At 69.9% G+C, this 24440-nt stretch carries 25 protein-coding genes; 10 read left to right on the top strand and 15 right to left on the bottom strand.

Features of this window, described 5'->3' with window-relative positions:
• Positions 1 to 11 precede the first annotated feature (11 nt).
• The 4 genes from QQ657_RS02755 (at position 12) to QQ657_RS02740 (ending at position 4465) form a co-directional block, all read left to right on the top strand.
• Positions 12 to 731, top strand: coding sequence for an MgtC/SapB family protein (locus QQ657_RS02755; RefSeq protein WP_284740412.1), 720 nt, complete (start codon positions 12 to 14; stop codon positions 729 to 731).
• 4 nt (positions 732 to 735) lie between these two features.
• Positions 736 to 2475: an ABC transporter permease gene (locus tag QQ657_RS02750; protein WP_284740411.1), complete on the top strand. Its 1740-nt coding sequence runs from the start codon at positions 736 to 738 to the stop codon at positions 2473 to 2475.
• Positions 2476 to 2507: 32 nt separating this feature from the next.
• A complete protein-coding gene (locus QQ657_RS02745) occupies positions 2508 to 3839 on the top strand; it encodes an ABC transporter ATP-binding protein (protein ID WP_284740410.1) in 1332 nt (443 codons plus the stop codon).
• A 95-nt stretch (positions 3840 to 3934) separates the two neighbouring features.
• Positions 3935 to 4465: a DUF3558 domain-containing protein gene (locus tag QQ657_RS02740; protein ID WP_284740409.1), complete on the top strand. Its 531-nt coding sequence runs from the start codon at positions 3935 to 3937 to the stop codon at positions 4463 to 4465.
• A 97-nt stretch (positions 4466 to 4562) separates the two neighbouring features.
• Here QQ657_RS02740 and QQ657_RS02735 read toward each other — a convergent pair whose 3' ends face one another.
• The gene (locus QQ657_RS02735; RefSeq protein ID WP_284740408.1) at positions 4563 to 5081 is read right to left on the bottom strand and encodes a hypothetical protein; all 519 of its coding nucleotides are present in this window, start codon (positions 5079 to 5081) and stop codon (positions 4563 to 4565) included.
• Positions 5082 to 5117: 36 nt separating this feature from the next.
• Between QQ657_RS02735 and QQ657_RS02730 the strand changes: the two genes are divergently transcribed.
• Positions 5118 to 5462 carry a hypothetical protein gene (locus tag QQ657_RS02730; protein ID WP_284740407.1) on the top strand — a complete coding sequence of 115 codons (345 nt, stop codon included), beginning with the start codon at positions 5118 to 5120 and terminating at the stop codon, positions 5460 to 5462.
• A 6-nt stretch (positions 5463 to 5468) separates the two neighbouring features.
• On the opposite strand, the gene QQ657_RS02725 is transcribed toward QQ657_RS02730, so the two are convergent.
• Positions 5469 to 6125, bottom strand: a complete 657-nt coding sequence (locus QQ657_RS02725) for a phosphate signaling complex PhoU family protein (protein ID WP_284740406.1) — start codon at positions 6123 to 6125, stop codon at positions 5469 to 5471.
• A 213-nt stretch (positions 6126 to 6338) separates the two neighbouring features.
• On the opposite strand from QQ657_RS02725, the gene QQ657_RS02720 reads away from it, so the two are divergent.
• Positions 6339 to 8126, top strand: coding sequence for an APC family permease (locus QQ657_RS02720; protein ID WP_284740405.1), 1788 nt, complete (start codon positions 6339 to 6341; stop codon positions 8124 to 8126).
• A gap of 66 nt (positions 8127 to 8192) precedes the next feature.
• On the opposite strand, the gene QQ657_RS02715 is transcribed toward QQ657_RS02720, so the two are convergent.
• Positions 8193 to 8795, bottom strand: a complete 603-nt coding sequence (locus QQ657_RS02715; RefSeq protein WP_284740404.1) for a phosphate signaling complex PhoU family protein — start codon at positions 8793 to 8795, stop codon at positions 8193 to 8195.
• Between the two features lie 190 nt (positions 8796 to 8985).
• Here QQ657_RS02715 and QQ657_RS02710 point away from each other — a divergent pair, with 190 nt between their 5' ends.
• A complete protein-coding gene (locus tag QQ657_RS02710; RefSeq protein WP_284740403.1) occupies positions 8986 to 9123 on the top strand; it encodes a hypothetical protein in 138 nt (45 codons plus the stop codon).
• On the opposite strand, the gene QQ657_RS02705 is transcribed toward QQ657_RS02710, so the two are convergent.
• The 8 genes from QQ657_RS02705 to kdpF all read right to left on the bottom strand — a co-directional run bounded on the left by QQ657_RS02705 (position 9120) and on the right by kdpF (position 18104).
• Complete coding sequence (locus tag QQ657_RS02705) at positions 9120 to 9941, bottom strand: SDR family NAD(P)-dependent oxidoreductase (RefSeq protein WP_284740402.1); 822 nt, start codon at positions 9939 to 9941, stop codon at positions 9120 to 9122. The genes QQ657_RS02710 and QQ657_RS02705 overlap by 4 nt on opposite strands.
• A gap of 236 nt (positions 9942 to 10177) precedes the next feature.
• Positions 10178 to 10387 (bottom strand): hypothetical protein, encoded by a 210-nt coding sequence (locus QQ657_RS02700; RefSeq protein WP_284740401.1) that lies wholly within the window; start codon positions 10385 to 10387, stop codon positions 10178 to 10180.
• Entirely contained in the window at positions 10384 to 11079 is a 696-nt protein-coding gene (locus QQ657_RS02695; RefSeq protein WP_284740400.1) for a response regulator, read from the bottom strand. Before QQ657_RS02695 ends, QQ657_RS02700 begins: the two co-directional genes overlap by 4 nt.
• Positions 11076 to 13640: a sensor histidine kinase gene (locus tag QQ657_RS02690; RefSeq protein WP_284740399.1), complete on the bottom strand. Its 2565-nt coding sequence runs from the start codon at positions 13638 to 13640 to the stop codon at positions 11076 to 11078. Before QQ657_RS02690 ends, QQ657_RS02695 begins: the two co-directional genes overlap by 4 nt.
• Positions 13641 to 13643: 3 nt before the next feature.
• On the bottom strand, positions 13644 to 14255 hold the full coding sequence (gene kdpC / locus QQ657_RS02685) for a K(+)-transporting ATPase subunit C (RefSeq protein WP_284740398.1): 612 nt from the start codon (positions 14253 to 14255) through the stop codon (positions 13644 to 13646).
• Between the two features lie 2 nt (positions 14256 to 14257).
• Positions 14258 to 16348 (bottom strand): potassium-transporting ATPase subunit KdpB, encoded by a 2091-nt coding sequence (kdpB, locus tag QQ657_RS02680; protein WP_284740397.1) that lies wholly within the window; start codon positions 16346 to 16348, stop codon positions 14258 to 14260.
• Positions 16345 to 18003, bottom strand: coding sequence for a potassium-transporting ATPase subunit KdpA (gene kdpA, locus QQ657_RS02675; protein WP_284740396.1), 1659 nt, complete (start codon positions 18001 to 18003; stop codon positions 16345 to 16347). The genes kdpB and kdpA overlap by 4 nt, the downstream gene beginning before the upstream one ends.
• Entirely contained in the window at positions 18003 to 18104 is a 102-nt protein-coding gene (gene kdpF / locus QQ657_RS02670) for a K(+)-transporting ATPase subunit F (protein ID WP_284740395.1), read from the bottom strand. The genes kdpA and kdpF overlap by 1 nt, the downstream gene beginning before the upstream one ends.
• A 439-nt stretch (positions 18105 to 18543) precedes the next feature.
• Between kdpF and QQ657_RS02665 the strand changes: the two genes are divergently transcribed.
• Positions 18544 to 18771: a YbaB/EbfC family nucleoid-associated protein gene (locus tag QQ657_RS02665; protein ID WP_284740394.1), complete on the top strand. Its 228-nt coding sequence runs from the start codon at positions 18544 to 18546 to the stop codon at positions 18769 to 18771.
• Here the strand turns inward: QQ657_RS02665 and QQ657_RS02660 are convergent.
• Positions 18741 to 19073 carry a hypothetical protein gene (locus QQ657_RS02660; RefSeq protein ID WP_284740393.1) on the bottom strand — a complete coding sequence of 111 codons (333 nt, stop codon included), beginning with the start codon at positions 19071 to 19073 and terminating at the stop codon, positions 18741 to 18743. The two genes, QQ657_RS02665 and QQ657_RS02660, sit on opposite strands and share 31 nt — an antisense overlap.
• 175 nt (positions 19074 to 19248) lie before the next feature.
• On the opposite strand from QQ657_RS02660, the gene QQ657_RS02655 reads away from it, so the two are divergent.
• Both QQ657_RS02655 and QQ657_RS02650 read left to right on the top strand, forming a co-directional pair.
• Positions 19249 to 21255, top strand: a complete 2007-nt coding sequence (locus QQ657_RS02655) for an APC family permease (protein WP_284740392.1) — start codon at positions 19249 to 19251, stop codon at positions 21253 to 21255.
• A 65-nt stretch (positions 21256 to 21320) separates the two neighbouring features.
• Positions 21321 to 22211 (top strand): CE1 family esterase, encoded by an 891-nt coding sequence (locus QQ657_RS02650; RefSeq protein ID WP_284740391.1) that lies wholly within the window; start codon positions 21321 to 21323, stop codon positions 22209 to 22211.
• A 110-nt stretch (positions 22212 to 22321) separates the two neighbouring features.
• On the opposite strand, the gene QQ657_RS02645 is transcribed toward QQ657_RS02650, so the two are convergent.
• From QQ657_RS02645 to sqr, 3 genes are read right to left on the bottom strand one after another with little or no spacing between them, the layout of a single operon-like run.
• On the bottom strand, positions 22322 to 22789 hold the full coding sequence (locus tag QQ657_RS02645) for a DsrE/DsrF/DrsH-like family protein (protein ID WP_284740390.1): 468 nt from the start codon (positions 22787 to 22789) through the stop codon (positions 22322 to 22324).
• Between the two features lie 14 nt (positions 22790 to 22803).
• The gene (locus tag QQ657_RS02640; RefSeq protein ID WP_284740389.1) at positions 22804 to 23121 is read right to left on the bottom strand and encodes a TusE/DsrC/DsvC family sulfur relay protein; all 318 of its coding nucleotides are present in this window, start codon (positions 23119 to 23121) and stop codon (positions 22804 to 22806) included.
• Positions 23122 to 23142: 21 nt separating this feature from the next.
• The gene (sqr, locus tag QQ657_RS02635) at positions 23143 to 24390 is read right to left on the bottom strand and encodes a type III sulfide quinone reductase, selenoprotein subtype (RefSeq protein WP_284740388.1); all 1248 of its coding nucleotides are present in this window, start codon (positions 24388 to 24390) and stop codon (positions 23143 to 23145) included.
• Positions 24391 to 24440 lie beyond the last annotated feature (50 nt).

Below are 24440 nucleotides of genomic sequence, written 5' to 3'. Positions count from 1 at the left end.
GAAGAGCGCAGATGACGACTGCGGAGATGCTGCTGCGCCTGGGCACGGGAGTCGGCCTGGGCACGGTGATCGGATTCGAACGCCAATACCGCGCCCGGATGGCCGGGCTGCGCACCAACGCGCTGGTCGCCGCCGGTGCCACACTGTTCGTGCTGCTGTCGGCGCACGGCTTCACCGGCGGCAGCGCCGACCCGACCCGGGTGGCGGCACAGATCGTGTCCGGCATCGGGTTCCTCGGCGCCGGGGTGATCCTGCGCGAAGGCCTGACCGTGCGCGGCCTGAACACCGCCGCCACCCTGTGGTGCTCCGCGGCCGTCGGATCACTGGCCGGCGCCGGGCTCTACTCCATCGCCGTGGCCGGAACGGCCGTGGTGGTGGTCGTCAACGTCGTCCTGCGCCCGCTCGGCCGCGCGGTCGACCGGCGCCCGGACACCGGCAAGGAAACCCCGTCGGTCTACACCTTCCGCGCGGTCACCAAGGACGACGGCGAAGCGCACATACGCACCCTGCTCGTGCAAGCCCTGTCCCGCACCGACTTCGCCCTGCAGTCCATCGAAAGCGGCAACGCCGAGGCGACCGGGCTGGTCGAAGTGCGCGCCGCGCTCGCCGCCGACCAGCGCGACGACAAGCAGATGGAGTCCGCCGTCAGCCGCCTGTCCCTGGAACCTTCCGTGACCAGCGTGCGCTGGCAGGTCCACACCCCCGACCACGACCGCGACGACGACAGGTAAGCCGATGTCCTTGCTCCGTACGTTCCCCACCAAAGGTGCGCTGGCCAGGCCGGGCCGCCGGGCCGCCGATGTGCTGGTGTTCCTCGGCGCGGCCGCGTTGCTGTGGCTCGTCGTGCGGCTCGCGCACGGCGCCACCGCGGCGTGGACCCCGGCGACCGCACCGTCCACGGTGTCCACCGATCCGGCGGAACTTCCGTACTACGCGGCACGGTCACTGCTGCGCATGTTCATCGCTCTCGGCCTTTCAGTGCTGTTCACGTTCGTCTACGCCACCGCCGCCGCCCGGCTGCGACGCACGGAGAAGGTCCTGATCCCGCTGCTGGACATCCTGCAGTCGGTGCCGATCCTCGGGTTCCTGTCGGTCACGATCACCGGGTTCATCGCCCTGTTCCCCGGTTCGGAGCTGGGCCTGGAATGCGCGTCGATCTTCGCGATCTTCACCTCCCAGGCCTGGAACATGACCTTCGCCTTCCACCACTCCCTGGTCTCCCAGCCACGCGAACTGGACGAGGCATCGCGGCTGCTGCGGCTCTCGCGCTGGCAGCGGTTCTGGCGCGTCGACGTCCCGGGCGGAATGATTCCGCTGGTCTGGAACGGGATGATGAGCTTCGGCGGCGGCTGGTTCTTCCTCACCGCCTCGGAGGCCCTGAGCGTCAACAACCACGACTGGGCCCTGCCCGGCATCGGCGCCTTCGTCGCCACCGCCGGCGACAACGGCGAACTCGGCAAGGTGTTCCTGGCCATCGGCGTCATGATCGTCATGGTGGTCGGGGTGAACGTCCTGTTCTGGCGCCCGCTCACCGCCTGGGCCGAACGCTTCCGCGTCGAAGAGTCCGAAGCCGCCGAAGCGCCCCGTAGCATCACCCTCGACCTGCTGCGCCGCTCCCGCATCCCCGCATTCCTCGGGAAGATCTTCGGGCGGCTGGTCTACCCGCTCGATCGGGTGCTGGCGGTGTTCGGACTGGCCGAGCACCCACTTCGGACGTCCCCAGGGCGGCGCCGCGCGGGAGATGCGGTCTTCGCCGTCGTGGTGCTGGCGCTGATCACCTACGGCCTGATCCGGATGGTCACTTTCATCGCGGACACCACCGGGTTCGGCGAGGTCGGGCACGCGCTGCTGCTCGGGCTGATCACCTTCGTCCGGGTCCTGGCGCTGGTCGCGGTCGCCACCGTGGTCTGGGTGCCGGTCGGGGTGTGGATCGGGCTCAACCCGCGCGTGTCCCGGCTCGCCCAGCCGGTCGTGCAGGTCCTGGCGTCTTTCCCGGCCAACTTCCTGTTCCCGCTGATCACCGCGGTGCTGGTGGCCACCGGGATCTCGCTGGACTGGGGCGGCATCCTGCTCATGGCGCTGGGGGCGCAGTGGTACATCCTGTTCAACGTCATCGCGGGCGCCAGCGCGATCCCGAACGACCTGCGCGAAGCCGCCGCCAACCTGCGGCTGCCCCGGAAGCTGTGGTGGCGCAGGCTGATCCTGCCCGCCATCTTCCCCAGCTACGTCACCGGCGGCATCACCGCCGCCGGCGGCGCGTGGAACGCCTCCATCGTCGCCGAAATCGTCTCCTACAACGGCACCACCCTCACCGCCACCGGCCTGGGCGCCTACATCTCCGAGGCCACGGGCAGCGGCGACGCCGGCCGGATCCTCATCGGCGTCACCGTGATGAGCCTCTACGTCGTCGGGCTGAACCGGCTGTTCTGGCGCCGCCTCTACGCCCTGGCCGAACGCCGCTTCGCCATCGCCTGACCCCTTTCCGACCGAACCTGGAGGTTCACCCCATGACCACCACCCTCGACGTGCTGATCGCCGTCGACAAGGTCAGCAAGAGCTTCACCGGCGCCGCCGGCGACGAACTGCAGGTCCTGGACGGGATCGACCTGAACCTGCGCGCCGGGGAGATCGTCGCGCTGCTGGGCCGGTCCGGCTCCGGCAAGTCGACCCTGCTGCGCACGATCGCCGGGCTGATCGCCCCCACCACCGGCAGCGTCCGCTACCGCGGCCAGGAGCTCAACGGCGCCAACCCGGGCACCGCGATGGTGTTCCAGTCCTTCGCGCTGATGCCGTGGCTGACCGTGCAGGACAACGTCGAACTCGGCCTCGCCGCCCAAGGCGTCCCGCCTGCGCAGCGCCGCGACCGCGCGCTCAAGGCCATCGACGTGATCGGCTTGGACGGGTTCGAATCCGCGTATCCGAAGGAACTGTCCGGCGGCATGCGCCAGCGCGTCGGGTTCGCCCGCGCGCTGGTGCTCGAACCCGACGTCCTGCTGATGGACGAACCGTTCTCCGCGCTGGACGTCCTCACCGCGGAGAACCTCCGCACCGAGCTCATGTCCCTGTGGGGCACGCCGAACTTCCCGACCAAGGCGGTGTGCATCGTCACCCACAACATCGAAGAAGCCGTGCTGCTCGCCGACCGCGTCATCGTCCTCGGCGCCAACCCCGGCCACATTCGTGCCGAAGTCACCGTCGACCTCGCCCGCCCGCGCGACCGCAAGTCGGCCGCGTTCGAAGCCCTGGTGGACGGGCTCTACGACCTGCTCACCGGCCGCGAACCCGACGTGACCGTGCCCGAACCCACCGAGGCCACCCCCACCGCCCGGCCCCTGCCGGTCGTGTCGGTCGGCGGGCTCGCCGGCCTGGTCGAGATCGTCTACGCCCGGGGCGGCCGCGCCGACCTGCCCGACATCGCCGCCGAACTCAGCTTCGAGGTCGACGACCTACTGCCTCTGGTCGACGCCGCCGCCCTGCTCGACTTCCTCTTCGTCGCCGGCGGCGATCTGCACCTCACCCCGATGGGCAGCGCGTTCACCACCGCCGACATCCAGCGCAGCAAGAAGATCTTCGCCGAGCAAGCCCGCCACCGCGCTCCCCTCGTGCGGACCATCTACAAGGCCCTCGCCAGCAGCGCGGACGGCAACCTGCGCGCCGGGTTCTTCCTCGACCTGCTCCGCCGCGGCTTCTCCACCGACGACGCCCAGCAGCAACTCGACACCGCCATCGACTGGGGCCGCTACGCCGAACTCTTCGACTACGACACCGACACCGGGCAGATCACCCTCGACCCCGCCCACTGGACCGCCCTCACCACCGAGCACCGGACACCCGCGTGAAAACCGGACAACGCGCCCGATCCGGCTTCCCGTGGCACGCCGATCTGCCATCCTGGCTGTACGGCCACCCGGCCGGATCACGGAAGGAGCAAGCTGTGCGGCGTGCTGTGATCGTGTTCGGCGCGGGAGCCGTCCTCCTTGCCGGCTGCACCGCAAGCCCCAGCGAGCCGCAGCGGCTGTCCCCGGAGATCCCGGGCGACCCCATCGACCTCACCCAGTTCGCCACGGCTCCGTGCGAGCTGCTCGACCAGCCACAGCTCGCGCACTACTACATCACCGGCCCCGGGGTGCCGAAACCGCCCGGCTGCACATGGACGCCCAGCGACACCCGCAAACTGACCTACCATGCCTCGGTCGACACCAGCAGCGGCGGCATCGAAGCCCTGTACCAGCACCGCGCCGGCATCACCGGCTTCGAGCCCACCGACGTGCACAGCTACCCCGCCATCCACCACGACGCCGGCGACGGTCACTGCACCGTCCAGGCCGGCGTCGCCAACGACACCCTGCTCACCGTCACCGTCGACGCCACCGACCCGGCCCCCAGTGCCCAAGCCGACCCCTGCGGGGAAGCCGACCGGTTCGCCGGGACGATCATCGGCTACCAAGGCCACCGCAAGCCCTGACTCACACGCGGAAGGTCGGCGTAGGTGCCGATGAGTTCCAGGACTCCCTTTCCGGCCGCGACGCCCTCCTCGAAGAAATCGCCGATCCCCGGGAGCCTCAGCTGACTCGGTGACCCACCACCGCATGTTCCACGCCGGGGTGGGTCGCCGCGCCTGCTCCCATGGCAATGGCGGCGAGCAAGGCGTTGAGTCCGAAGCCCAGCGCCGCGAACAATCTCTGGCTCCCAGCGAGTTCTCGCAGGTACTCGGCGCGGGTGATCGGCGTGCTGCCGAGCCGGGTGTAGAGCTGATAGCCGGTGGCGGTCATCTCGGGCGTGCCGGTACGCAGGCCGGCCACAGCGACCGCGGCGACGATCCCCGCCGCGAGAACCAAGACCACCGCACCCCACCACACCCACCGTGGCAACGACTTCACGCCTTCGACTAGACCGCGCGACTCAGTACCGCGCCGGAACAGCAGCTTTGCCGCGACGAGGAACGCGACCGGGAAGAATCCGACCAACGGGATCACCCATGGCGCGCTGGGAAGATGGGGTGCTCCCACGGTGAAGGAGTCGACGATCCCAACCAGACAGCCCACGACAGCCAGGCTGCACCAAGCCACGATGGCGCGCACGCTTCACGTTACCATTTCGCCACACCCCTTCCGGCGGTGCTGAACCTGACCGGGCAGCGGGCCGGCCAGGGCGGGTCCTGGATCTTTCACCCGCTGCTGGCGGTCGCCGGAGCGCTCATCTTGCTTGCTCAGCTGTTCACCGCGACCTTCCTCGCCGCGGGTTTCCACGACTCCGGTGACCCGGTGCTCCAGCGGGTCGACGTCCCGAAGCTGGTCGACGCCGCTCGCCAGGCCATGCCGACCTGGCTCCCGGTCGTCGATGGCGCGAAGCTCGTCCTGACCACCGCTGAGTCGCTGCTGGTGATCGTCCTGCTGGCGCTTCCCTCGGCACGTGCCTTCTTCCGAGCCCGAAGACGGATCAACCCGATGCCGACCGCGTGATCCTCGTCAGGCGACGTCTTCCCGCCGGGGACGGCCGGTGACGACGAATGCGGTCTGCCGCGCGAGGGAGACGGCGTGGTCGCCGAAGCGTTCGTAGTACCTGCTCAGCAGGGCGGCGTCGATCGCCGCGGCGATCCCGTAGGGCCAGTTCCGGTAGTCCAGCGTGGTGAACAGCGTCCGGTGCAGGTCGTCCATTTCGGCGTCGACGGCGACCAGCGCGCGGGCGAGGGTCACGTCGCGGGTGCGGATCGCGTCGCCGGCCAGCATCGCCAGCCACACCGCGATCCGGCCCATTTCGGCGAACCGCGGCGCCAGTACGTGCGGCACGACCGGGTGCGGATGCCGGCGTTGCACCGCTTCGGCGACGTGTACGGCGAGCCGTCCCATCCGGTCCAGTTCGGACAGTGCGTGCAGCGAGGCCGGCACGACCCGCAGATCCGAGGCGACCGGCGCCTGCAACGCCAGGATGACATGGGCCTGCTCCTCCACCACGGACCGGGCGCGGGCGAACCGTGCCCCCTCGGCGACGACCACTCCGGCCAGCACGCCGTCGGCCTCCTCGAGCGCCACCGTCGCCTGATCGATCAGGTCGGCCGCGTGCCGCGACAGTGTGAAGAGCCGGCCGGTCAGCCGGTCGAGGTCACCACGGTAGGAATCACGCACGACTGTCCCCACCGACGCCATCTCCGCCCATGCTCCGAGGTAACCGCGCCGGCACCACCGGTACAAGAAACGGCGCACCGAACTTACGGGTTCCTTGTGCCACCTCGCCGGTGGTCAGCAACAGCGTTCGCGTTTCGTCGGGACCGGCGCGGACTCCGTCAGGAAAGCATCAACGGGCGTAAGGAAAAACCCACACGGACACACCCTGATCAGGTGACCGCAACACTCTCGCGCCCGGAATCGTCCGACGCCACCGACCGGCATCGGCTCTCCGTCGTCGGCGGCCTGGCCGCCCTCTCCCTCGACGCGATGGCATCGGTGGCCTACGGACCCGAGGCCATCGTGATCGTGCTGGCCGCCGCCGGCGGAACCGGGCTGGGCTTCACCCTGCCCGTGACCCTGGCGATCGCGCTGCTACTGGGCGACTTGACGCTGTCGTACCGGCAGGTGATCGCCGCGTTCCCGGACGGCGGCGGCGCGTACGGCGTCAGCCGCGCTCACCTCGGCCGGCGTGCCTCGCTCGTCGCGGCGGCCTCACTGATCGTCGACTACGTCCTCAACGTCGCCGTGTCCGTCGCCGCCGGCGTCGCGGCCCTCACCTCGGCGTTTCCCGAACTCCTGCCGTACACGGTGTGGCTGTGCCTCGGCGCGCTCGCGGTGATCACGACGGTGAACCTGCGCGGCATCGCCGAAAGCGCGCGGGCGTTCATCGTGCCCACCGCGGTCTTCGTCGGCGCGATCCTGACCGTCGTCGTGGTGGGCCTGTTCCGCGCCGGACCGGTCGCGGCCGTCGCCGCGCCCGAGCACGTCACGAACCTGCAGACCATCGGAATCCTTCTGCTGCTCAAAGCGTTCGCCAACGGCTGCGCCGCGCTCACCGGGGTCGAAGCCATCGCCAACGCCGTCCCGTCGTTCCGCAAACCGCGGGTGCGCCGCGCGCAGCGAGCCGAAGTCGCCCTGGGCGGGCTGCTCGCGGTGATGCTGCTCGGCCTGGCCGTGCTCATCGAGAAGTTCTCGATCCACCCGGTCGACGGCGTCACCGTGCTCTCCCAGGTCACCGCCGCCTCGCTCGGTGACGGATTCGGGTTCTACGTCGTGCAGTTCTCCACCGTCGTCCTGCTCGCGCTGGCCGCCAACACCTCCTTCGGCGGCCTGCCCGTGCTGGCCCAGCTGCTGGCCAAGCACAACAACCTGCCGCACGTCTTCGCGCTGCGCGCCGAACGCCAGGTCTATCGCTACGGCGTCGGCTTCCTCGCGATCACCTCGGCGCTGCTGCTGATCGTCGCCGACGGCGACATGAACACCCTCGTCCCGCTGTTCGCGATCGGGGTGTTCGTCGGTTTCACCTTGTCGCAGATCGGCATGGTGCGGCACTGGCGGCGCGACCGGCCGCGCGGCTGGCCCGGCAAAGCGGCGCTCAACGGCTTCGGCGCGCTGCTCACCGGGCTCGCCGCGATCGTCGTCACCGCGACGAAGTTCGCCGAAGGCGGGTGGCTGATCGTCGTCGCGTTGCCAGTGATCGTGCTGGCCATGGAATGGGTGCACCGCAGCTACCGCCGCATCGGCGAACGCCTCGAACTCGGCCGCACCCCGGCGCCACCCCGGCCGGACCGCTCCCTGGTCGTCGTGCCGGTGCACACCGTGTCCCGGCTGACCCGCGACGCCCTCGCCGCCGCACTGTCGCTCGGCGACCACGTCGAAGCCGTCCACGTCGTCGACCCCGACGAAGACCAAGCCGGCTTCGTCGACGCCTGGGAGCTCTGGCATCCCGGCGTCACCCTCGTCCAGCTGCACGACGAACGCCGCCGGCTCGGCGAACCGCTCGTCGAACACCTCCGCAAGCACGCGGACTGCCACGTCTTCGTGCTCATCGCCGAGGTCGAGCCCGAGCACCCGTGGCAGCGGATCCTGCAGAACCGCCGCGGCGCCGTCCTCGCGCGAGCGTTGCGCCGCCGCTCGGACGCCGTCGTCTGCCGGATGCGCTTCCGAGTGCCCGGCTGACGGGGAAGCGGCGTCTGTTCTTCCGAGCGGGCCCGCGGTCCGCCCCCAGACGGTCCGCGGACCCGCTCAGGCCGCCGTCCCCGTCGCCTGGCTGCGGGGGACCGCGGACTTCATGAGGCGGCCCAGCAGGACCGCGTGGTCGGCGAACCGCTCGTAGTGGCGGCTCAGTGGGATGACGTCGGCCACCGTCGTGCCATCGCACCGGCTCCGGACGCCGACCAGGATCCGGCGCAGGTCGTCGAGGTCGTCCTCGATGCTGATCAGCGCGCGGATGTCGCCGCCGACGGTCAGTTCCGCCAGCCAGACCGCGATGCGCCCCATCTCGACGAACTCCGGGATCAGCTCGTGCGGCACGACCGGATGCGGGTAGCACCGCTGCACCGCCCGCGCGACGGCGAGTGCGAGCAGGCTCATCCGCTCCAGCTCGGTCAGCGCGTGGATCGTGGCGAGCACCGTCACGGCCGGGGCCCGCAGGCCCGGAGCCGTTCGCGCCAGCTCCTCGCGCTCGCGGTCCAGCCGGACCGAGTCGGCCACGATCTCGTCGGCCAGTGCGGCATCGGCCTCCTCCAGCGCCACGGTCGCCCGCTCCATCGCGGTCGCGGTGGAGCGAACCAGCCGCCGGAGGTCCGCGGCGGCCCGGTCGAGTTCTTCAGAGGCGTCGGTGCGCATGTCTCCACACTGTCCAAGGGGGACAACGCTGTCCATGGCCCTTGACGCGAATTCGACGCCGGACCGGGCCCGGATCAACGTCCCGTCAACATCGGCCGCGCCGGCATGAAGGAATCATGACTCCGCCGGGTCCGCCGGCACGCGCTGCGCCATCGTTCGGTGACCCACTTTCCCGAGTCGAAGGACTCCGATGAGCGACCTCGCCTACACGCTGATGTTGATCGGCTGTTTCCTCGTACTGATTCTCGTGCTCCGCGCAGTGGAACGCTGGTGCGAAGCTCACCCGCAGCCCGACGACGTACGGGTGAGCCACGACGAGCAGAACTAGCTCCGCCGTTTGCCGGGCAGCACCAGGCTTTCGCTGATCCGCCACAGCTTCGCCACAGCGTCCGGGTCGACCGCGGCAGCGGAGGCCTTCGCCGGCAAGCGGCCGTCGTAGTACGCGCCGCCGAGCACCTTCGTCTCCGGGTTCGCCAGCCGAGCCAGCACTTCGGCACCTTCGGCCACCGGGCGGCCGCGGTAGCTGTAATGGGCCAGCATGCCGGTGGTGAGGATGCCGGGGTGCACGCTGACCGCCTGGCGCACCTTCGGCCGGAACTCCGTCAGCGCCGTCGTGAGCATCGTCAGCGCGAGCTTCGACTGCGCGTAGGCGGCCCCGCGGTTGTAGCGGCGTTTGAAGGCGAGGTCGCCCCAGTTGATCCGGCCGCCGCGGTGCAGTGACGAGGACACGTTGACCACCCGGCTCACCGGCGACGCGGCGAGCGCGCCCTCCAGCAGCCGGACCAGCAGGTACGGTGCCAGGTAGTTGACCTGGAACACCTGTTCGTGACCGTCCTTGGTGACGATCCGGCCACCGGCGCCGGCGGTGCCGGCGTTGTTGACCAGGACGTCGATCCGCGGGTAGCGCTCGGCGATCGCGGTGGCCAGGTCGGCGACCTGGCGCAGGTCGGCGAAGTCGGCGATCGCGGGCTGCAGGCGGCGTTCGTCGACGCCCGACACGATCAGCCGATCGCACGCCGCCCGGCTTTCTTCCGGGGTGCGGGCGTGCGCGATGACGGTGGTCGTTCCGGCGGCGAGCAGCCGAGCGGTCTCGTAGCCGAGGCCTTCGCTCGTGCCGGTCACGAGAATGACAGGGTTTTCGGACATGATCCATCCACAGTGGACTGAGAGGCGCGCGGAAGGCGCCGTGCGGGCAGGGGTCAGCGACCGGCCGGGGAACCGCCGGGGACCGTCGTATCACCGGCCGGCCCGGGATCAGGCGGCCGGTCGTCGTGGCGCACCTCGCGCGCATAGCCGCGCGCGCCACTTCTGCCCATGGGAAAAGCCAAACCCACCGCGGCACCGGGAACAAGACGCGCGGAAGCGAACTTACGGATTCCTAGCTACTCGCCCTCGAGCTCGGCCAGCACCTCGGCCGCGGTCCGGCTGCCTTCCTCGGCGAGCCGGCGGAGTTCGTCGAGGTCTTCCCGCTCGGTGGCGAGCTCGACGAGCAGATCCACGGCGTCGGAGTACCCCTCGGCAGCCCACTTCCGCAGTTCGGCGGTGTCGCCGCGCTCGGCCGCCAGCTCGATGGCCTCCTCGGGATCGGTCACGGCGACTCCTCCGGGACGAAGCGGTACCCGATGCCGGTTTCGGTGATCAGATACCGCGGGCGGGACGGCTCGGGTTCGAGCTTGCGGCGCAGCTGAGCCATGTAGACACGCAAGTAGTGCCCCCGGTCCGCACGGTCCGGCCCCCAGATGGTGGTCAGCAGGTGCGTGCCGCTGATGAGCGAGTCGGGGTTGCGGACGAGCTGTTCGAGGATGGCCCATTCGGTGCGGGTGAGGTGCACCGTGGCATCGCCCCGGCGGACGATCTTGGCCCCGACGTCCACGGTGAACGCGGCGGTCTCGACGACGAGGGCCGGCTCGGGCGGCGCGCCGAGCGCCAGCCGGCGTTCGGTGGCGCGCAGGCACGCGAACAGCTCGTCCATGCCGAACGGCTTGGTGACGTAGGTGTCGGCACCGGTGTCGAGGGCTTGGATCTTGTCGGCGGACCGGTCGCGGGCGGAGAGCACGATGATCGGCATCGAGCTCCAGGTCCGCAGCTCGCGGATCACCTCGATACCGTCGATGTCGGGCAGGCCGAGGTCGAGCAGCACCAGGTCGGGATGCTCGGTGGCGGCCGCCAGCAGCGCGGAAGCGCCGTCGGCGGCGGTGACGACGGAATAGCCGCGGGCGGTGAGGTTGATCCGCAGCGCCCGCACGAGGGCGGTTTCGTCGTCGACCACGAGCACGGACGTCATCGCACGGCCTCGCTTTCCCGGGTGGCGGCGACCGGCAGCGAGATGACGATCGTCAGCCCGCCACCGGGGGTGTCTTCGGCCCGGATGGTCCCGCTCATCGCTTCGACGAAGCCCTTCGCGACGGACAGCCCCAGCCCGACACCGGTCGTGGTGTTGCGGTCCCCGAGGCGCTGGAACGGCGCGAACGCCGAATCCGCGGCGCCCTTCGGCAGGCCTCGGCCGTGGTCGACGACGCGCAGCTCGACCCGGCCGGCGTAGGCGCTGGCGCGGATCGCGATCGCCGAGGGGGTGCGTCCGGTGGCGCCGTGGCGCAGCGCGTTGTCGACCACGTTGGCGACCGCGCGCTCGAGCAGCCCGGCGTCGGCGAGCACGGCGGGCAGGCGGTCGTCGACGTCGAGGTCGAGCGGTTCGCGGGCATCCGATGCGGCCAGCGCGGCGGCGACGACCTCGTCGTAGCCGACCGGACGGAGGACCGGCTGCACCGCGCCGGTCGCGAGCCGCGAGGAATCCAGGAGGTTGTCGACGAGCCCGGAAAGCCGGTCGGTCGACTCCTCGCCGGCGGTCAGCAGCTCTTCGACGTCCTCTTCGGACAGATCGACGTCGTGCGCGCGCAACCCGCCGAACACGGCTTTGATCGACGTCAGCGGGGTGCGCAGGTCGTGCCCGAGGGCGGACAGCAGCGCGGTGCGCAGCTCGGTAGTCTCCGCCCGGCGTTGCGCTTCCTGGGCCTGGACGGCCATCCGCTGCTGCCGCAGCGCCAGCAGCGCCTGGCCGGCGGCGGCTTCCAGGACGCGCTGGTCGTGCGCGGGCAAGGTCCGGCCGCGCAGGGCCAGGTGGACGTCGTCGGTGACCGGGACGTCGACGTCGGCCTCGTCCGGATCGTCGCACGGCCGCTCCCCCGTGCAGGCCGCGCGGACCCACTCGTCGTCCTGCTTCTCCAGTAGTGACACGGATTCCAGGCCGAAGTTCTCCCGGACTTTCTCCAGCAGCCGCTGCAGGGGCTCGTCGTGGCCAAGCACGGTCCGCGCGTAGGACGCCAGCAGCGCGGCTTCGGTCCGGGCCCGCGCCGCGGTATCCGCCCGCCGGGACGCGCGGTCGACCACAAGCGCGAACGCCACCGCCACGACGACCATCGCGACCAGCGTGATGACGTTCTGCTGGGCGTCGACGGTCAAGGTGTACAGCGGTGGCGTGAAGAAGAAGTTCAGCAGCAGCGCGCTCGCGATCGAGGCGAACAGCGCGGGCCCGAGCCCGCCGACCAGCGCCACGATGATCGTCGCCAGGAAGTAGTCGATGACGTTGGTGGACAGGATCAGCGACTGCCGCAGCAGCACCCCGATCAGCGTCGCCACCACCGGCAGCGCCAGCGCGAGCACCCAGCCGAAGATCTGCCGCTGCCGGGCCAGCGAGCTGCGCGGGAAGAGCTTCGCGCGCAACCGTCCCCCGGACTCGTCGTGGGTGACCATGTGCACGTCGATCGGCCCGGACTCCTGGACGACACTCGCGCCGATGCCCTCGTCGAACAGCCGCGCCACGCGCGATCGCCGGGAGGTGCCCAGCACGAGCTGGGTCGCGTTGACGCCGCGGGCGAAGTCCAGCAAGGCCGTCGGCACGTCGTCACCGACCACGGTGTGGAAGGTGGCGCCGACGTCATCGGCGAGCTTGCGGTACTCGGCGATGGCCTGGGGTGACACGCCGGCCAAGCCGTCACCTCGCAGGATCTGCAGCACGAGCAGCTCGGCCCCGGCCCGTTTGGCGATGCGCCGCGCCCGCCGGATCAGCGTCTCGCTCTCCCGGCCACCGCTGATCGCGACGACCACCCGTTCCCGGGCCTCCCAGGTGTCGGTGATGTCGCGTTCGGAGCGATAGCGCTGCAGCGCGACATCGACCTGGTCGGCCACCCAGAGCAGGGCGATCTCGCGCAACGCCGTGAGGTTGCCGGGCCGGAAGTAGTTGCCGAGTGCGGCATCGATCCGGTTGGCCGGGTAGACGTTGCCGTGCGCGAGCCGCCGCCGCAGCGCCTCGGGCGTGATGTCGACGAGCTCGAGCTGCTCGGCGCGGCGGACGACCTCGTCCGGGACCGTCTCCTGCTGCGCGATCCCGGTGATCCGCTCGACGACGTCGTTGAGGCTCTCCAGGTGCTGCACGTTGACCGTCGAGAGCACGTCGATCCCGGCGTCGAGCAGTTCGTCGATGTCCTGCCAGCGCTTGGTGTTGCGCGAACCGGCGACATTGGTGTGGGCCAGCTCGTCGACCACGGCGACCTGCGGGCCCCGCGCGAGGATGGCGTCGACGTCCATCTCCTCGAAAGCGTGCCCGCGATAGTCCACGACCTTGCGCTCGACCACCTCCAGCCCGTCGAGCAGCTCGGCGGTCTTGCGGCGGCCGTGGGTCTCCACCAGCCCGACGACGACGTCGGTGCCGCGGTCCGCCCGGCGGCGGGCCTCCCCGAGCATGGCGAAGGTCTTCCCCACACCCGGGGCGGCCCCGAGGTAGATCCGCAGCTCGCCGCGGCGGCGTTTCCGGTCACCGCCGGGCGGGCTCGCGTTCTCCGTCGTCACCGGTCAGTGCCTGGCCGCCGCGACCGCCAGGTTCATCCCGAGCACGTTGACCGCCGGGTCGCCGAGCACGCCCAGGCCGCGCCCGGTCGTGTTGTCGGCGACGATCTTGCGGACCTCGTCCTCGCTCAGCCCGGTCTCCCGGGCCACCCGCGGCACCTGCAGCTCGGCGTAGGCCGGGCTGATCTGCGGGTCGAGCCCGGACGCCGACGCGGTCACCGCGTCCGCCGGCACCTTCGAGACGTCGACGCCTTCGCGCTTCGCGATCAGCTCCTGCCGCTCCTTCACCGTGGCCAGGAGGTCCTCGTTGGCGGTGCCCTTGTTCGAGGCACCCGAGGTCGACGGGTCACCCGGTCCGAGCGGATCCTTCGACCCCGCCGACGGGCGGTTGTGGAAGAACGGGTCGTGCGCCGGGTCCTTCGCCACCGGGTCGACCCCGATCAGCGACGACCCGACCGCCTGCCCGTTCTGCGTGACGATCGAGCCCTCGGCGTTGTCCGACAGCCCGGGGATCCGCGCCACCGCCCACACCGCGAGGGGATAGACGACGCCGAGCAGGACGGTCAGCACCAGCAGCATCTTCAGGCCGGCGACGGTCTGCTTGTACAGCACCTTCATGATCACATTCCCGGAATCAGTCGGACGAGCAGGTCGATCAGCCAGATCCCGGCGAACGGCGTCACGATGCCGCCGAGACCGTAGATCAGCAGGTTGCGCCGCAGCAGCGACTTCGCGCTGGAGGGCCGGTACCGGACGCCGCGCAGGGCGAGCGGGATCAGGCCGACGATGATCAGCGCGTTGAAGATCACCGCGGACAGGATCGCCGAGTCCGACGAGTGCAGGCCCATGATGTTCAGCCCGCCCAGCTGCGGGTAGATCGCCGCGAACATCGCGGGCAGGATCGCGAAGTACTTCGCCAGGTCGTTGGCGATGGAGAACGTCGTCAGCGCGCCGCGCGTGATGAGCAGCTGCTTGCCGATCTCCACGATCTCGATGAGCTTGGTCGGGTTCGAGTCGAGGTCGACCATGTTGCCGGCCTCCTTGGCCGCCATGGTCCCGGTATTCATCGCGACCCCGACGTCCGCCTGCGCCAGCGCGGGAGCGTCGTTCGTGCCGTCGCCGGTCATCGCGACCAGCCGCCCGCCCTCCTGCTCCTTCTTGATCAGCGCCATCTTGTCCTCGGGCTTGGCTTCCGCGAGGAAGTCGTCCACTCCGGACTCTTCGGCGATCGCGCGGGCGGTGAGCGGGTTGTCGCCGGTGATCATCACCGTCTTGATGCCCATCGCGCGCAGCTCCGCGAAGCGCTCCTTCATCCCGGGCTTGACGACGTCGGACAGCCGGATCACACCGCGCACGATCGCGACGCCCTCGACCTGCTCGGCGACGACGAGCGGCGTGCCGCCCTCGGCGCTGATCGTGTCGACGACGGTGTGCACCTCGTCCGGCACCGTGCCGCCGTGCTCGGCGACCCACGCCCGGACCGCGCTCGCCGCGCCCTTGCGGACGACCCGGCCATTCAGGTCGATGCCGCTCATCCGGGTCTGGGCGGTGAACGGGACGAACTCGCCGGACTTCTCGGCCTCGCTCGCCTCGGTGGGCAGAACGTGCTCGCGGGCGCAGAGGTCGATGATGCTGCGGCCCTCCGGCGTGCCGTCGGCGAGGCTGGACAGCCGGGCCGCGATCGCCAGGTCGTCGATGGTGGACGACCCGACGGGCAGCAGCTCGGTCGCCTGCCGGTTGCCGAAGGTGATGGTGCCGGTCTTGTCGAGCAGCAGCGTCGACACGTCGCCGGCGGCCTCCACCGCGCGGCCCGACGTGGCGAGCACGTTGCGCTGCACCAGGCGGTCCATGCCCGCGATGCCGATCGCGGACAGCAGCGCGCCGATCGTCGTCGGGATCAGGCAGACCAGCAGCGCGGTCAGCACGATCACCGACACCAGCCCGCCGGAGTAGCCGGCCATCGGCTGCAGGGCGACCACGGCGAGGACGAAGATGATCGTCAGCACCGCGAGCAGGATGGTCAGCGCGATCTCGTTCGGCGTCTTCTGCCGCGAGGCACCTTCCACCAACGCGATCATCCGGTCCACGAAGGACTCACCCGGCTTGGTCCTGATCTCCACGACGATCCGGTCGCTCAGGACCGTCGTGCCGCCGGTGACCGCGCTGCGATCGCCGCCGGACTCGCGGATCACCGGCGCCGACTCCCCGGTGATGGCCGACTCGTCGACGGTCGCGATGCCCTCGACGACGTCGCCGTCGCCCGGGATCACCTCGCCCGCCTCGACGACCACCCGGTCGCCGATCTTCAGCTCGACGCCCGGCACGCTCTCTTCGCTGCCGTTCGGCAGCAGCCGGCGGGCGACGGTTTCCTTCTTGGTCCGCCGCAGGCTTTCCGCCTGCGCCTTGCCGCGCCCCTCGGCGACGGCTTCGGCGAGGTTCGCGAACAGGACCGTGAACCACAGCCACAGCGCGACGCCGATGTTGAACACCCCGGGGTCGGTGATCGCGAAGACGGTGACCAGCACCGACCCCACCCACACGACGAACATGACGGGGTTGCGCAGCTGGTGGCGCGGGCTGAGCTTCCGGAAGGCGTCCGGCAGGGACGTCCAGAGCTGGCGGGGGTTGAACACGCCCGCCCCGATCCGGCCCGCGTTCTCGACGTGGTGCTGGGTGGTTTCCTCGGGGGAACGTTCGGTGGTGATGGTCATGCGAGAGCCTCTGCAATCGGCCCGAGGGCCAGGGCGGGGATGAACGTCAGGGCCGCGACCAGCACGACCGTCCCGCCGAGCATGGTGGCGAACAGCGGGCTGGTGGTCGGCAGCGTGCCGGCGGTCTCCGGGACCTTCTTCTGCGACGCCAGCGAACCGGCCAGGCAGAGCACGGCCAGGATCGGGATGAACCGGCCCAGTGCCATGCAGACACCGAGTGTCGACTGGTACCAGTCGTTGGTCACCGTGATACCGGCGAACGCGCTGCCGTTGTTGTTGCCGGCCGAGGTGTAGGCGTAGAGCAGTTCGGAGAAGCCGTGCGCGCCCGGGTTGTTGAACGCGTCGGTGTTCCCGGGGATCAGCAACGCCGCACCCGCGCCGATCAGCACGACGGCGGGCATCGCGAGCATGGCGATCGAGGCACAGGTGACCTCACGCTTGCCGAGCTTCTTGCCCAGGTACTCCGGCGTGCGCCCGACCATCAGGCCGGCCAGGAACATCGCGATGATCGCCATCACCAGGATGCTGTAGAGCCCGGTCCCGACGCCACCGGGAGAGAGCTCGCCGAACATCATGTTCAGCAGCGTCCCGAAGCCGCCGAGTCCGCTGAAGCTGTCGTGCATCGAGTTCACCGCACCGGTCGAAGTGCCGGTGGTCGAGTCGGCGAACAACGCCGACGCCGCGAGCCCGAACCGGGTCTCCTTGCCTTCCATGGCCGCACCGGCCAGCCGGGCGGCCGCGCCGTTCGCGTGCGTCTCGCCCCACCAGATGACGGTGAGCATCCCGGCCCACAGCACGCCCATGACGGACAGCAGGACGTAGCCCTGCTTGGTGTTGCCGACCAGCTTGCCGAACGTGCGGGTCAGGCTGACCGGGATCACCAGCAGGAGGAAGATCTCGATCAGGTTGGACCAGGAGTTCGGGTTTTCGAACGGGTGGGCGGAGTTGGCGTTGAAGATGCCGCCACCGTTGGTCCCCAGCTCCTTGATGGCCTCCTGGCTCGCCGCCGGTGCCAGCGCGATCGTGCTGCCGGAGCCGTCCGGGTTGAGCACCGAGACGCCGGACTTGAGGCTCTGCACGACACCGAGCGCGACGAGCACGATCGCGAAGACGAACGAGAGCGGCAGCAGGACGCGGATCGTGCCGCGGGTCAGGTCGACCCAGAAGTTGCCGATCCGGTTGTTCTGCGAGCGCACGAACGCGCGGGTGAGCGCGATCGCGACGGCCAGGCCCACGCCCGCGGAGACGAAGTTCTGCACGGTCAGGCCGGCCATCTGGACCACGTGGCCCATGACGCCCTCGGGGATGTAGGACTGCCAGTTCGTGTTGGTCACGAAGCTGATCGCCGTGTTGAACGCGATCCCGGGGTCGACCGTGCGGCCGAAGTTCAGCGGCAGCAACGGCTGCAGGCGCTGCAGCAGGTAGAGGAACAGCACCGAGACGAAGGAAAAGCCCAGCACGCCCGAGGCGTAGGTCTTCCAGTGCTGCTCGGACTCGGGGTCCGCGCGCACGATCTTGTAGACGGCCTTCTCCAGCCGCCAGTGCTTCGTGCTCGTGAACACGCGATGCATGTAGTCGCCCAGGGGCCGGTACACCAGCGCCAGGGCGAGCAGGAGGAGGCCGACCTGCCCGAGGCCGGCCCACGTCGAGGACATCAGAACTTCTCCGGTTTGATCAGCGCGATGAACAGGTAGACGATCAGCGCCAGCGCCAGGACTCCCCCGACGACGTTGGCGAACACGCCGGTGCCGCTCACAACCGCTCCAATCCACGCAGGGTCAAGGCCAGCACGGCGAACACGACGATCGCCAGCAGCACATAGGCCAGATCGGCCATACGACTGCTCCCTTCTCACACACGAACAGGCTGAGGTCGACCGAATGGTGACCCGGCTTGCGGCAGCCTGCCTCCCGAAGTTCCTGACCGGATGTCACCTGACAGAGTCTTGACGCGGCTTCACGCCGCATTGACGCGTTCTTGACGGCGACAACTACGCAGCGAATCGGCAACCGCCCGAACGAGGTAATCCGTGAGGTCCTCACCGATGATCATGCCTACTCCGAGTGTCCATTCCGGACTTGGTCACAACTGGGACTCGGCAGAGTGAACGGCTCGCCTCGGCAGGAATTCGAGGCCACTCTTGAACGATCACGCCTTCGCCCGTCCCGACTCGGATCTCATCCCGGGAGTTCTCCTTGGCAGCCGACCCCGACACCCGCACGTCCGCTCCCCGCCGAAGCACCGTCCAGGTGAGCCACAGCAGCCACGACGGCGCGATCGCCGTGGTGGTCACCCTCGACGGCCAGGTGCGCGATCTCCAGCTGGCCGACACCGTGACCACTCGCCCCGCGGCTCAGCTGGCCCGCGACATCCTCGAGTGCATCCACTCCGCTCAGGCCCTGTTCGACCCAGGGCCCGGCTGACCGTTGAAGTAGTCGTCGTACACCGTGACCCATACGTCCAAATCGGACAAATGGTCGACCAGCCGCCGGCCGGTGGCGGTGAGGGCGAACACCGACCCGCCACCGGGCCGTCCGTCCCAGGTGCCCGCCTGCGAACGCCGGAGCGCCCCTTCGGCCGCCAGCACCCGCAACGCGGGCTCGAGCGCGCGCCGCGGCACGACCCGGCGCAGTTCAGCGAGAGTCCGGGCACCGCCCGCGAGGACGTCGAGGAGTTCGACGGCGCCCGGGCAGAGGATCACGCGCGTGAGACCCGCTTCGGCCATGCCAGCTCCCCGGGAAGACGTGCCGGAACCGTAGGCATGCGAGCACCGAGGACCAGCGTCGTTGACGCGTCCCTGACGAGCCGGCCGGGGACGTTTACGCGTTCCCTACGCGAGCGCCCGGATCTTGACGTTTTCCCTACGCCGATTCCCCGCCCCGGGAGGCACGCTGCCGTACGTGCCGGCACCCACTTCATGGCTCAAACGGCTGGTACTCGGACGGCCGTTCCGCAGCGACACCCTCGGCGAGACGCTTCTGCCGAAGTGGCTCGCCCTGCCGATCTTCGCCAGTGACCCGCTCTCGTCGGTCGCCTACGCCACCCAGGAGATCCTGCTGATCCTGTCGATCGGCGGGCTCGCCTACCTCACCCTGGCGCCGTGGGTCGGGCTGGGCGTGGCCGTGCTGCTGACCGTCGTGGTGATCTCCTACCGCCAGGTGGTGCGCGCCTACCCCAGCGGCGGCGGCTCCTACGAAGTCGCCTCCCGCAACCTCGGCAGCCGCGCCGGCCTGGTCGTCGCCGGAGCCCTGATGGTCGACTACATCATGACCGTCGCCGTGTCGGTCGCCTCCGGCGTCGACAACATCATCTCCGCCGTCCCGGAGCTCAACGACTACCGGATCGGGCTCAACATCGGGTTCATCGTCGTGCTGATGGCGATGAACCTGCGCGGCATCCGCGAATCCGGCCGGGCGTTCGCCGCGCCGACGTACCTGTTCATCGCCTCGGTACTGCTGCTGATCGTCGTCGGCCTCGCCCGCACGCTGACCGGACACGCTCCGGTGGCCGAGAGCGCCGCCTACGACATCCACCCCGAGCAGGTGGGACTGACCGGCTTCGCGCTCGTCTTCCTGCTGCTGCGGTCGTTCGCGTCCGGCTGCACCGCGTTGACCGGTGTCGAGGCGATCTCCAACGGCGTCCCCGCGTTCCGGAAGCCGAAAGCCCTGAACGCGGCCCGCACGATGACCGCCATGGGCACCATCGCCGTCGTGATGTTCGGCGGCATCACCGCGCTGGCCCTGATCACCAAGGTGCACATCGCCGAGAACACCTGCGACCTGACCGGTTTCGCCGGCAACTGCCAGAGCGACCCGCAGCGCACGGTGATCAGCCAGATCGGCGCGGCGGTGTTCGGCGGCGACCACACGGTGCTGTTCTTCGTCCTGCAGGCCGCCACGGCCCTGGTCCTCGTCCTGGCCGCGAACACCGCGTTCAACGGGTTCCCGCTGCTGGCCTCGATCCTCGCCCAGGACCGCTACCTGCCCCGCCAGCTGCACACCCGCGGCGACCGGCTGGCCTTCTCCAACGGCATCATCGCCCTGTCCGTCGTCGCCGGGATCCTGATCTTCGCCTTCGACGGCTCCACCACCCGGCTCATCCAGCTCTACATCCTCGGCGTGTTCACCTCGTTCACCCTCTGCCAGGCCGGCATGGTCAAGCACTGGAACCAGGTCCTCGCCGAGGCGACGACCGGCAAGGAACGACGGTCGATCCAGCGGTCGCGGGTGATCAACGCGCTGGGCGCGCTCCTCACCGCGATCGTCCTCGTCGTCGTGCTGATCACCAAGTTCAGCCACGGCGCCTACCTCGTGGTGATCGCGATCCCGGTGCTCTACGGGGCGATGCGGGCGGTCCACCGGCACTACACCCACGTGCGCGAAGAACTGGAGGCCGACGACGAGTTCGAGCTGCTCCCCAGCCGCGTCCACGCGATCGTGCTCGTGTCCACATTGCACAAACCGAGTCAGCGCGCCGTCGCGTTCGCCCGCGCCACCCGCCCCGACACGTTGACCGCGATCACCGTCAACGTCGACGACGCCGACACCCGCGCGCTCCAGCGCCAGTGGGAGCACCGCGGGATGAAGGTCCCGCTCAAGATCCTCGAGTCGCCCTACCGCGAGATCACCCGGCCGGTGGTGCAGTACGTGAAGAGCCTCCGCCGGTCCAGCCCGCGTGACGTCGTCAGCGTCTACATCCCCGAGTACGTCGTCGGCCGCTGGTGGGAGAACATCCTCCACAACCAGAGTTCGCTGCGGCTCAAAGGCCGGCTGCTGTTCGAACCCGGCGTCATGGTCACCAGCGTCCCCTGGCAGCTGAGCTCCACCCACCGCCGCGACCTCCAGCGCGTCCGGCCGCTGCCCGGAGACATCCGCCGCGGGGTCACGACCCAGCGGCGTCCGGGCTGAACGGCTTACACATCTCGAACGCGGTGCGTACACCGCGTTCACCTGGACTCGGCACAATCCGGCGGGTGCCTCGTGTTCTGGTTGTGCTCGTCGGTCTGCTCCTGGCTGTCGTGGGGTGCGTGCGCGAACCCGAGTCCCCTTCGCCGGGCACGTCGACGCGGACGGTGACGATCGGCGGGACCGACCGCACCTACCGCCTGTACCGGCCGGCCGGGCTGACCGGGCCGGCGCCGCTGGTGGTGATGCTGCACGGTGGGTTCGGTTCCGGTGCGCAGGCCGAGGCCGCCTACGGCTGGGACGCCGAGGCCGACGCCGGACGGTTCCTCGTCGCGTACCCGGACGGCATCGGCCGCGCGTGGAACACCGGCGGTGGCTGCTGCGGGCAGTCGGCCCGGACCGGGGTGGACGACGTCGCCTTCCTGACCCGGCTCGTCGCGGACGCCGGCGGCGACGTCGATCCGGCGCGCGTGTACGCCACGGGCATCAGCAACGGCGGCATCATGGCCTACCGCCTAGCCTGCGCCACCTGGCTCTTCGCGGCGATCGGCCCGGACTCGGCGACCCAGCTGGGCGACTGCCCGAACCCCGCGCCGGTGTCGGTGATCCACATCCACGGCACGGCCGACGAGAACATCCCCTACGACGGCCACCCCGGCCGCGGCGTCGCGCGCATCGACGGCCCGCCGATCCCCGACGTCGTCGCCCGCTGGCGCGAGATCGACCGATGCCCACCCCCGGCCACGTCCACGAGCGGCCAGGTCACCACCTCGACCGCCCAGTGCCCGGACGGCCGCACCGTCGAACTCGTCACGATCACCGGCGCCGGGCACCAATGGCCGGGAGCCACCGGTACCCGGCCGGCCGGTCGGGTTCCCGGGATCGACCCACCCTCCCCCGCGCTCGACGCCACGCACGAGATCTGGCGGTTCTTCGCCGCCCACCCCGCCGCGCGGTAAATTCGAAGGGCCCTCGGTCCACCCGCGACCGAGGGCAACAGCTCCGACGCTCGCTTGCCGAATGCGGCCACAGCCACCGGTTCGTCAGCGCCGACCCTGCTCGTCCGGACTCAGGTGAAGATGATCTGACCGCCCGCGGCCTGGTCGTAGAACTCCCCGACGGTGATGATGCCCTGCACCTGGTCGATCAGGTCGTCCTTCTCGAGGCCGAACAGGTCGACCGAGGCCTTGCAGGCGTAGAGCCCGGCACCGGTGTCGGAGATCATCTCGATGAACTCCGGGATCGACGGGATGTCCAGCTTCTCCATCTTGTGCGCCATGTACTGGGTCATCACCGACGCGACACCGGGGAAGCCACCGGCCCAGGTGGCCAGGTGCAGCCCGGGGTTGCCGACGGTGGCCAGCTTGATGTGCTCGTGGCGGGCCTTGTGGATCGCGTCCAGGCCGAAGAAGGTGAAGAACAGGTTGGCTTCGATGCCTTCGGCGCGGGCACCGTTGGCCATGATGAGCCCGGGATAGATGGCTTCCAGGGAGCCCTTGGAGATGATGAGGGAGATCTTTTCGATCTTGTCGGTCATGGTGTGCCGCCTTGTCAGATGCAGCCGCGAGGCTTGGGGATGCCGGCGATCTTCGCCGCGATCTTGGCCGGGCCCTTCGGGAACAGCTGGTACAGCTGCTTGATGGTGACCCCCGAAGTGCGGCCCAGCGCGCGGACGGTCGGCCCGGTGCCCTTTTCCGCGTACTCGTGCCGCATGTGCTTGATGACCTGCCAGTGCTGGTCGGTCAGCGCGTCGATGCCGGCTTCGCGGGCGATCTCGGGCGCCATCGCTTCGGTCCAGCGGTCCGGATCGGTGAAGAAGCCATCGTCGGTCACCGGCACCGGGGTGCCTGCGTAGGTCGCGGTGGGCATGTCGGTGTCCTCCTCGGGTTCTCAGTGGTCGGCGGGAACGGGAAAGTGCTTGCCCGCACGGGGCATCGGCGTGGACACGCCGGGAATGTCACGGCCGGGCAGGAGGCTGTGCCAGTACAGCCAGGAGAACATCAGCTTGCCCAGGTGGTTGAGCCGCGACTCCTTCAGCAGCGGCAGGCCCACCGCCATCGGGAAGTGCCCGGTCAGCGGCTCGGTGTCGTAGTTGAAGTCGATGAGCATCGCCTTGTGGAAGCCGCTTTCGATGAAGCAGTTGGTGTGCCCGTCGAAGCCGGCGTCCAGCTCGTCCCCGGCGAGGAACCGGGCGACGTTGCGCGCGAGCACCTCGCCCTCGAAGTGGGTGACCGAACCGGCCTTCGACGTCGGGAGCGCCGCGGCGTCCCCGATGACGAAGATGTTCGGACGGGCATTCGACTGCAGGGTGTGCGGGTCGGCCGGGACGAACCCGAACTCGTCGCCCAGCCCCGGCGTGTGCTCCACATAGGACGCTCCGCCGTGCAGCGGCACCACGACCGCGAGGTCGAAGGCGACCTCCCGCCCGTCGTAGGAGATCAGGCGTTTGCCGGTGCCGTCGACCTCGCCGGTGTTGAACTCGGTCACCAGCTCGATGTTCTTCTCCGCCAGCAGCCCGGCCAGGGTCCGGGAGGCGACGGGCTTGGTGAACGCGCCGTCCAAGGGGGTGACGTAGGTCAGCTGGACCTGGTCGCGGACACCGCGTTCGGTGAAGTACCAGTCGGCGAGGAAGCAGAACTCGAGCGGGGCGACCGGGCACTTGATCGGCAGGTCGACCACGTTCACCACGAGCCGTCCGGCGGTGAACCCGGCCAGCGCGGATTCCAGGGCCACGGCTCCTTCGTAGTCGTAGAAGGTGTGCACCGTGTCGCGGCGGCAGGCGCCGGTCAGCCCTTCGGTCTCCTCGGGCATCAGCCGCGCGCCGGTGGCGATCACCAGGACGTCGTAAGGCAGCGCCGTGCCGTCCTGCAGGTGGACCTGGTCGCTCTCGGCGTCCACCCGGTCGACGGCGGCGCGGTGGTAGTGGATGCCGTCGCGCAGCTGCCGGGGGCGGGACCGCACGAGGTCTTCGGGAGCGGAGAGGCCGAAGGGCACGAACAGCAGCCCGGGCTGGTAGATGTGGTCGTCGTCGTGGTCGACGACGGTGATGTGCGCGCCGTCGCCCAGGTCGCGGCGCAGCCGGTTGGCCGACAGCGTGCCGCCGGTGCCGCCGCCGAGGATCACGATGCGTTTGGTCACCGTTTCAGTGTTCCGGCGGCGGACCGGCGTCCGTAGGGTCTTCGGTCACC

Source organism: Amycolatopsis ponsaeliensis (assembly GCF_030182635.1).
In the GTDB taxonomy this organism is placed as follows: domain Bacteria; phylum Actinomycetota; class Actinomycetes; order Mycobacteriales; family Pseudonocardiaceae; genus Amycolatopsis; species Amycolatopsis ponsaeliensis.
The sequence above is the reverse complement of the archived record's forward strand: the minus strand, read 5'-3'. Positions and strand labels throughout refer to the sequence as shown.

Excerpts from the sequence above, each read along its gene's own strand:
- QQ657_RS02640 (WP_284740389.1), bottom strand. The coding sequence starts at position 23,121 with ATGCCCACCGCGACCTACGCAGGCACCCCGGTGCCGGTGACCGACGAT.
- kdpC (WP_284740398.1), bottom strand. The coding sequence starts at position 14,255 with ATGAAGGTGCTGTACAAGCAGACCGTCGCCGGCCTGAAGATGCTGCTG.
- QQ657_RS02695 (WP_284740400.1), bottom strand. The coding sequence starts at position 11,079 with ATGACGTCCGTGCTCGTGGTCGACGACGAAACCGCCCTCGTGCGGGCG.
- kdpB (WP_284740397.1), bottom strand. The coding sequence starts at position 16,348 with ATGACCATCACCACCGAACGTTCCCCCGAGGAAACCACCCAGCACCAC.
- QQ657_RS02705 (WP_284740402.1), bottom strand. The coding sequence starts at position 9,941 with ATGTCCGAAAACCCTGTCATTCTCGTGACCGGCACGAGCGAAGGCCTC.
- kdpA (WP_284740396.1), bottom strand. The coding sequence starts at position 18,003 with ATGTCCTCGACGTGGGCCGGCCTCGGGCAGGTCGGCCTCCTCCTGCTC.
- QQ657_RS02715 (WP_284740404.1), bottom strand. The coding sequence starts at position 8,795 with ATGCGCACCGACGCCTCTGAAGAACTCGACCGGGCCGCCGCGGACCTC.
- QQ657_RS02645 (WP_284740390.1), bottom strand. The coding sequence starts at position 22,789 with ATGACCGACAAGATCGAAAAGATCTCCCTCATCATCTCCAAGGGCTCC.
- QQ657_RS02745 (WP_284740410.1), top strand. The coding sequence starts at position 2,508 with ATGACCACCACCCTCGACGTGCTGATCGCCGTCGACAAGGTCAGCAAG.
- QQ657_RS02660 (WP_284740393.1), bottom strand. The coding sequence starts at position 19,073 with ATGGCCGAAGCGGGTCTCACGCGCGTGATCCTCTGCCCGGGCGCCGTC.
- QQ657_RS02755 (WP_284740412.1), top strand. The coding sequence starts at position 12 with ATGACGACTGCGGAGATGCTGCTGCGCCTGGGCACGGGAGTCGGCCTG.
- QQ657_RS02750 (WP_284740411.1), top strand. The coding sequence starts at position 736 with ATGTCCTTGCTCCGTACGTTCCCCACCAAAGGTGCGCTGGCCAGGCCG.
- QQ657_RS02710 (WP_284740403.1), top strand. The coding sequence starts at position 8,986 with ATGAGCGACCTCGCCTACACGCTGATGTTGATCGGCTGTTTCCTCGTA.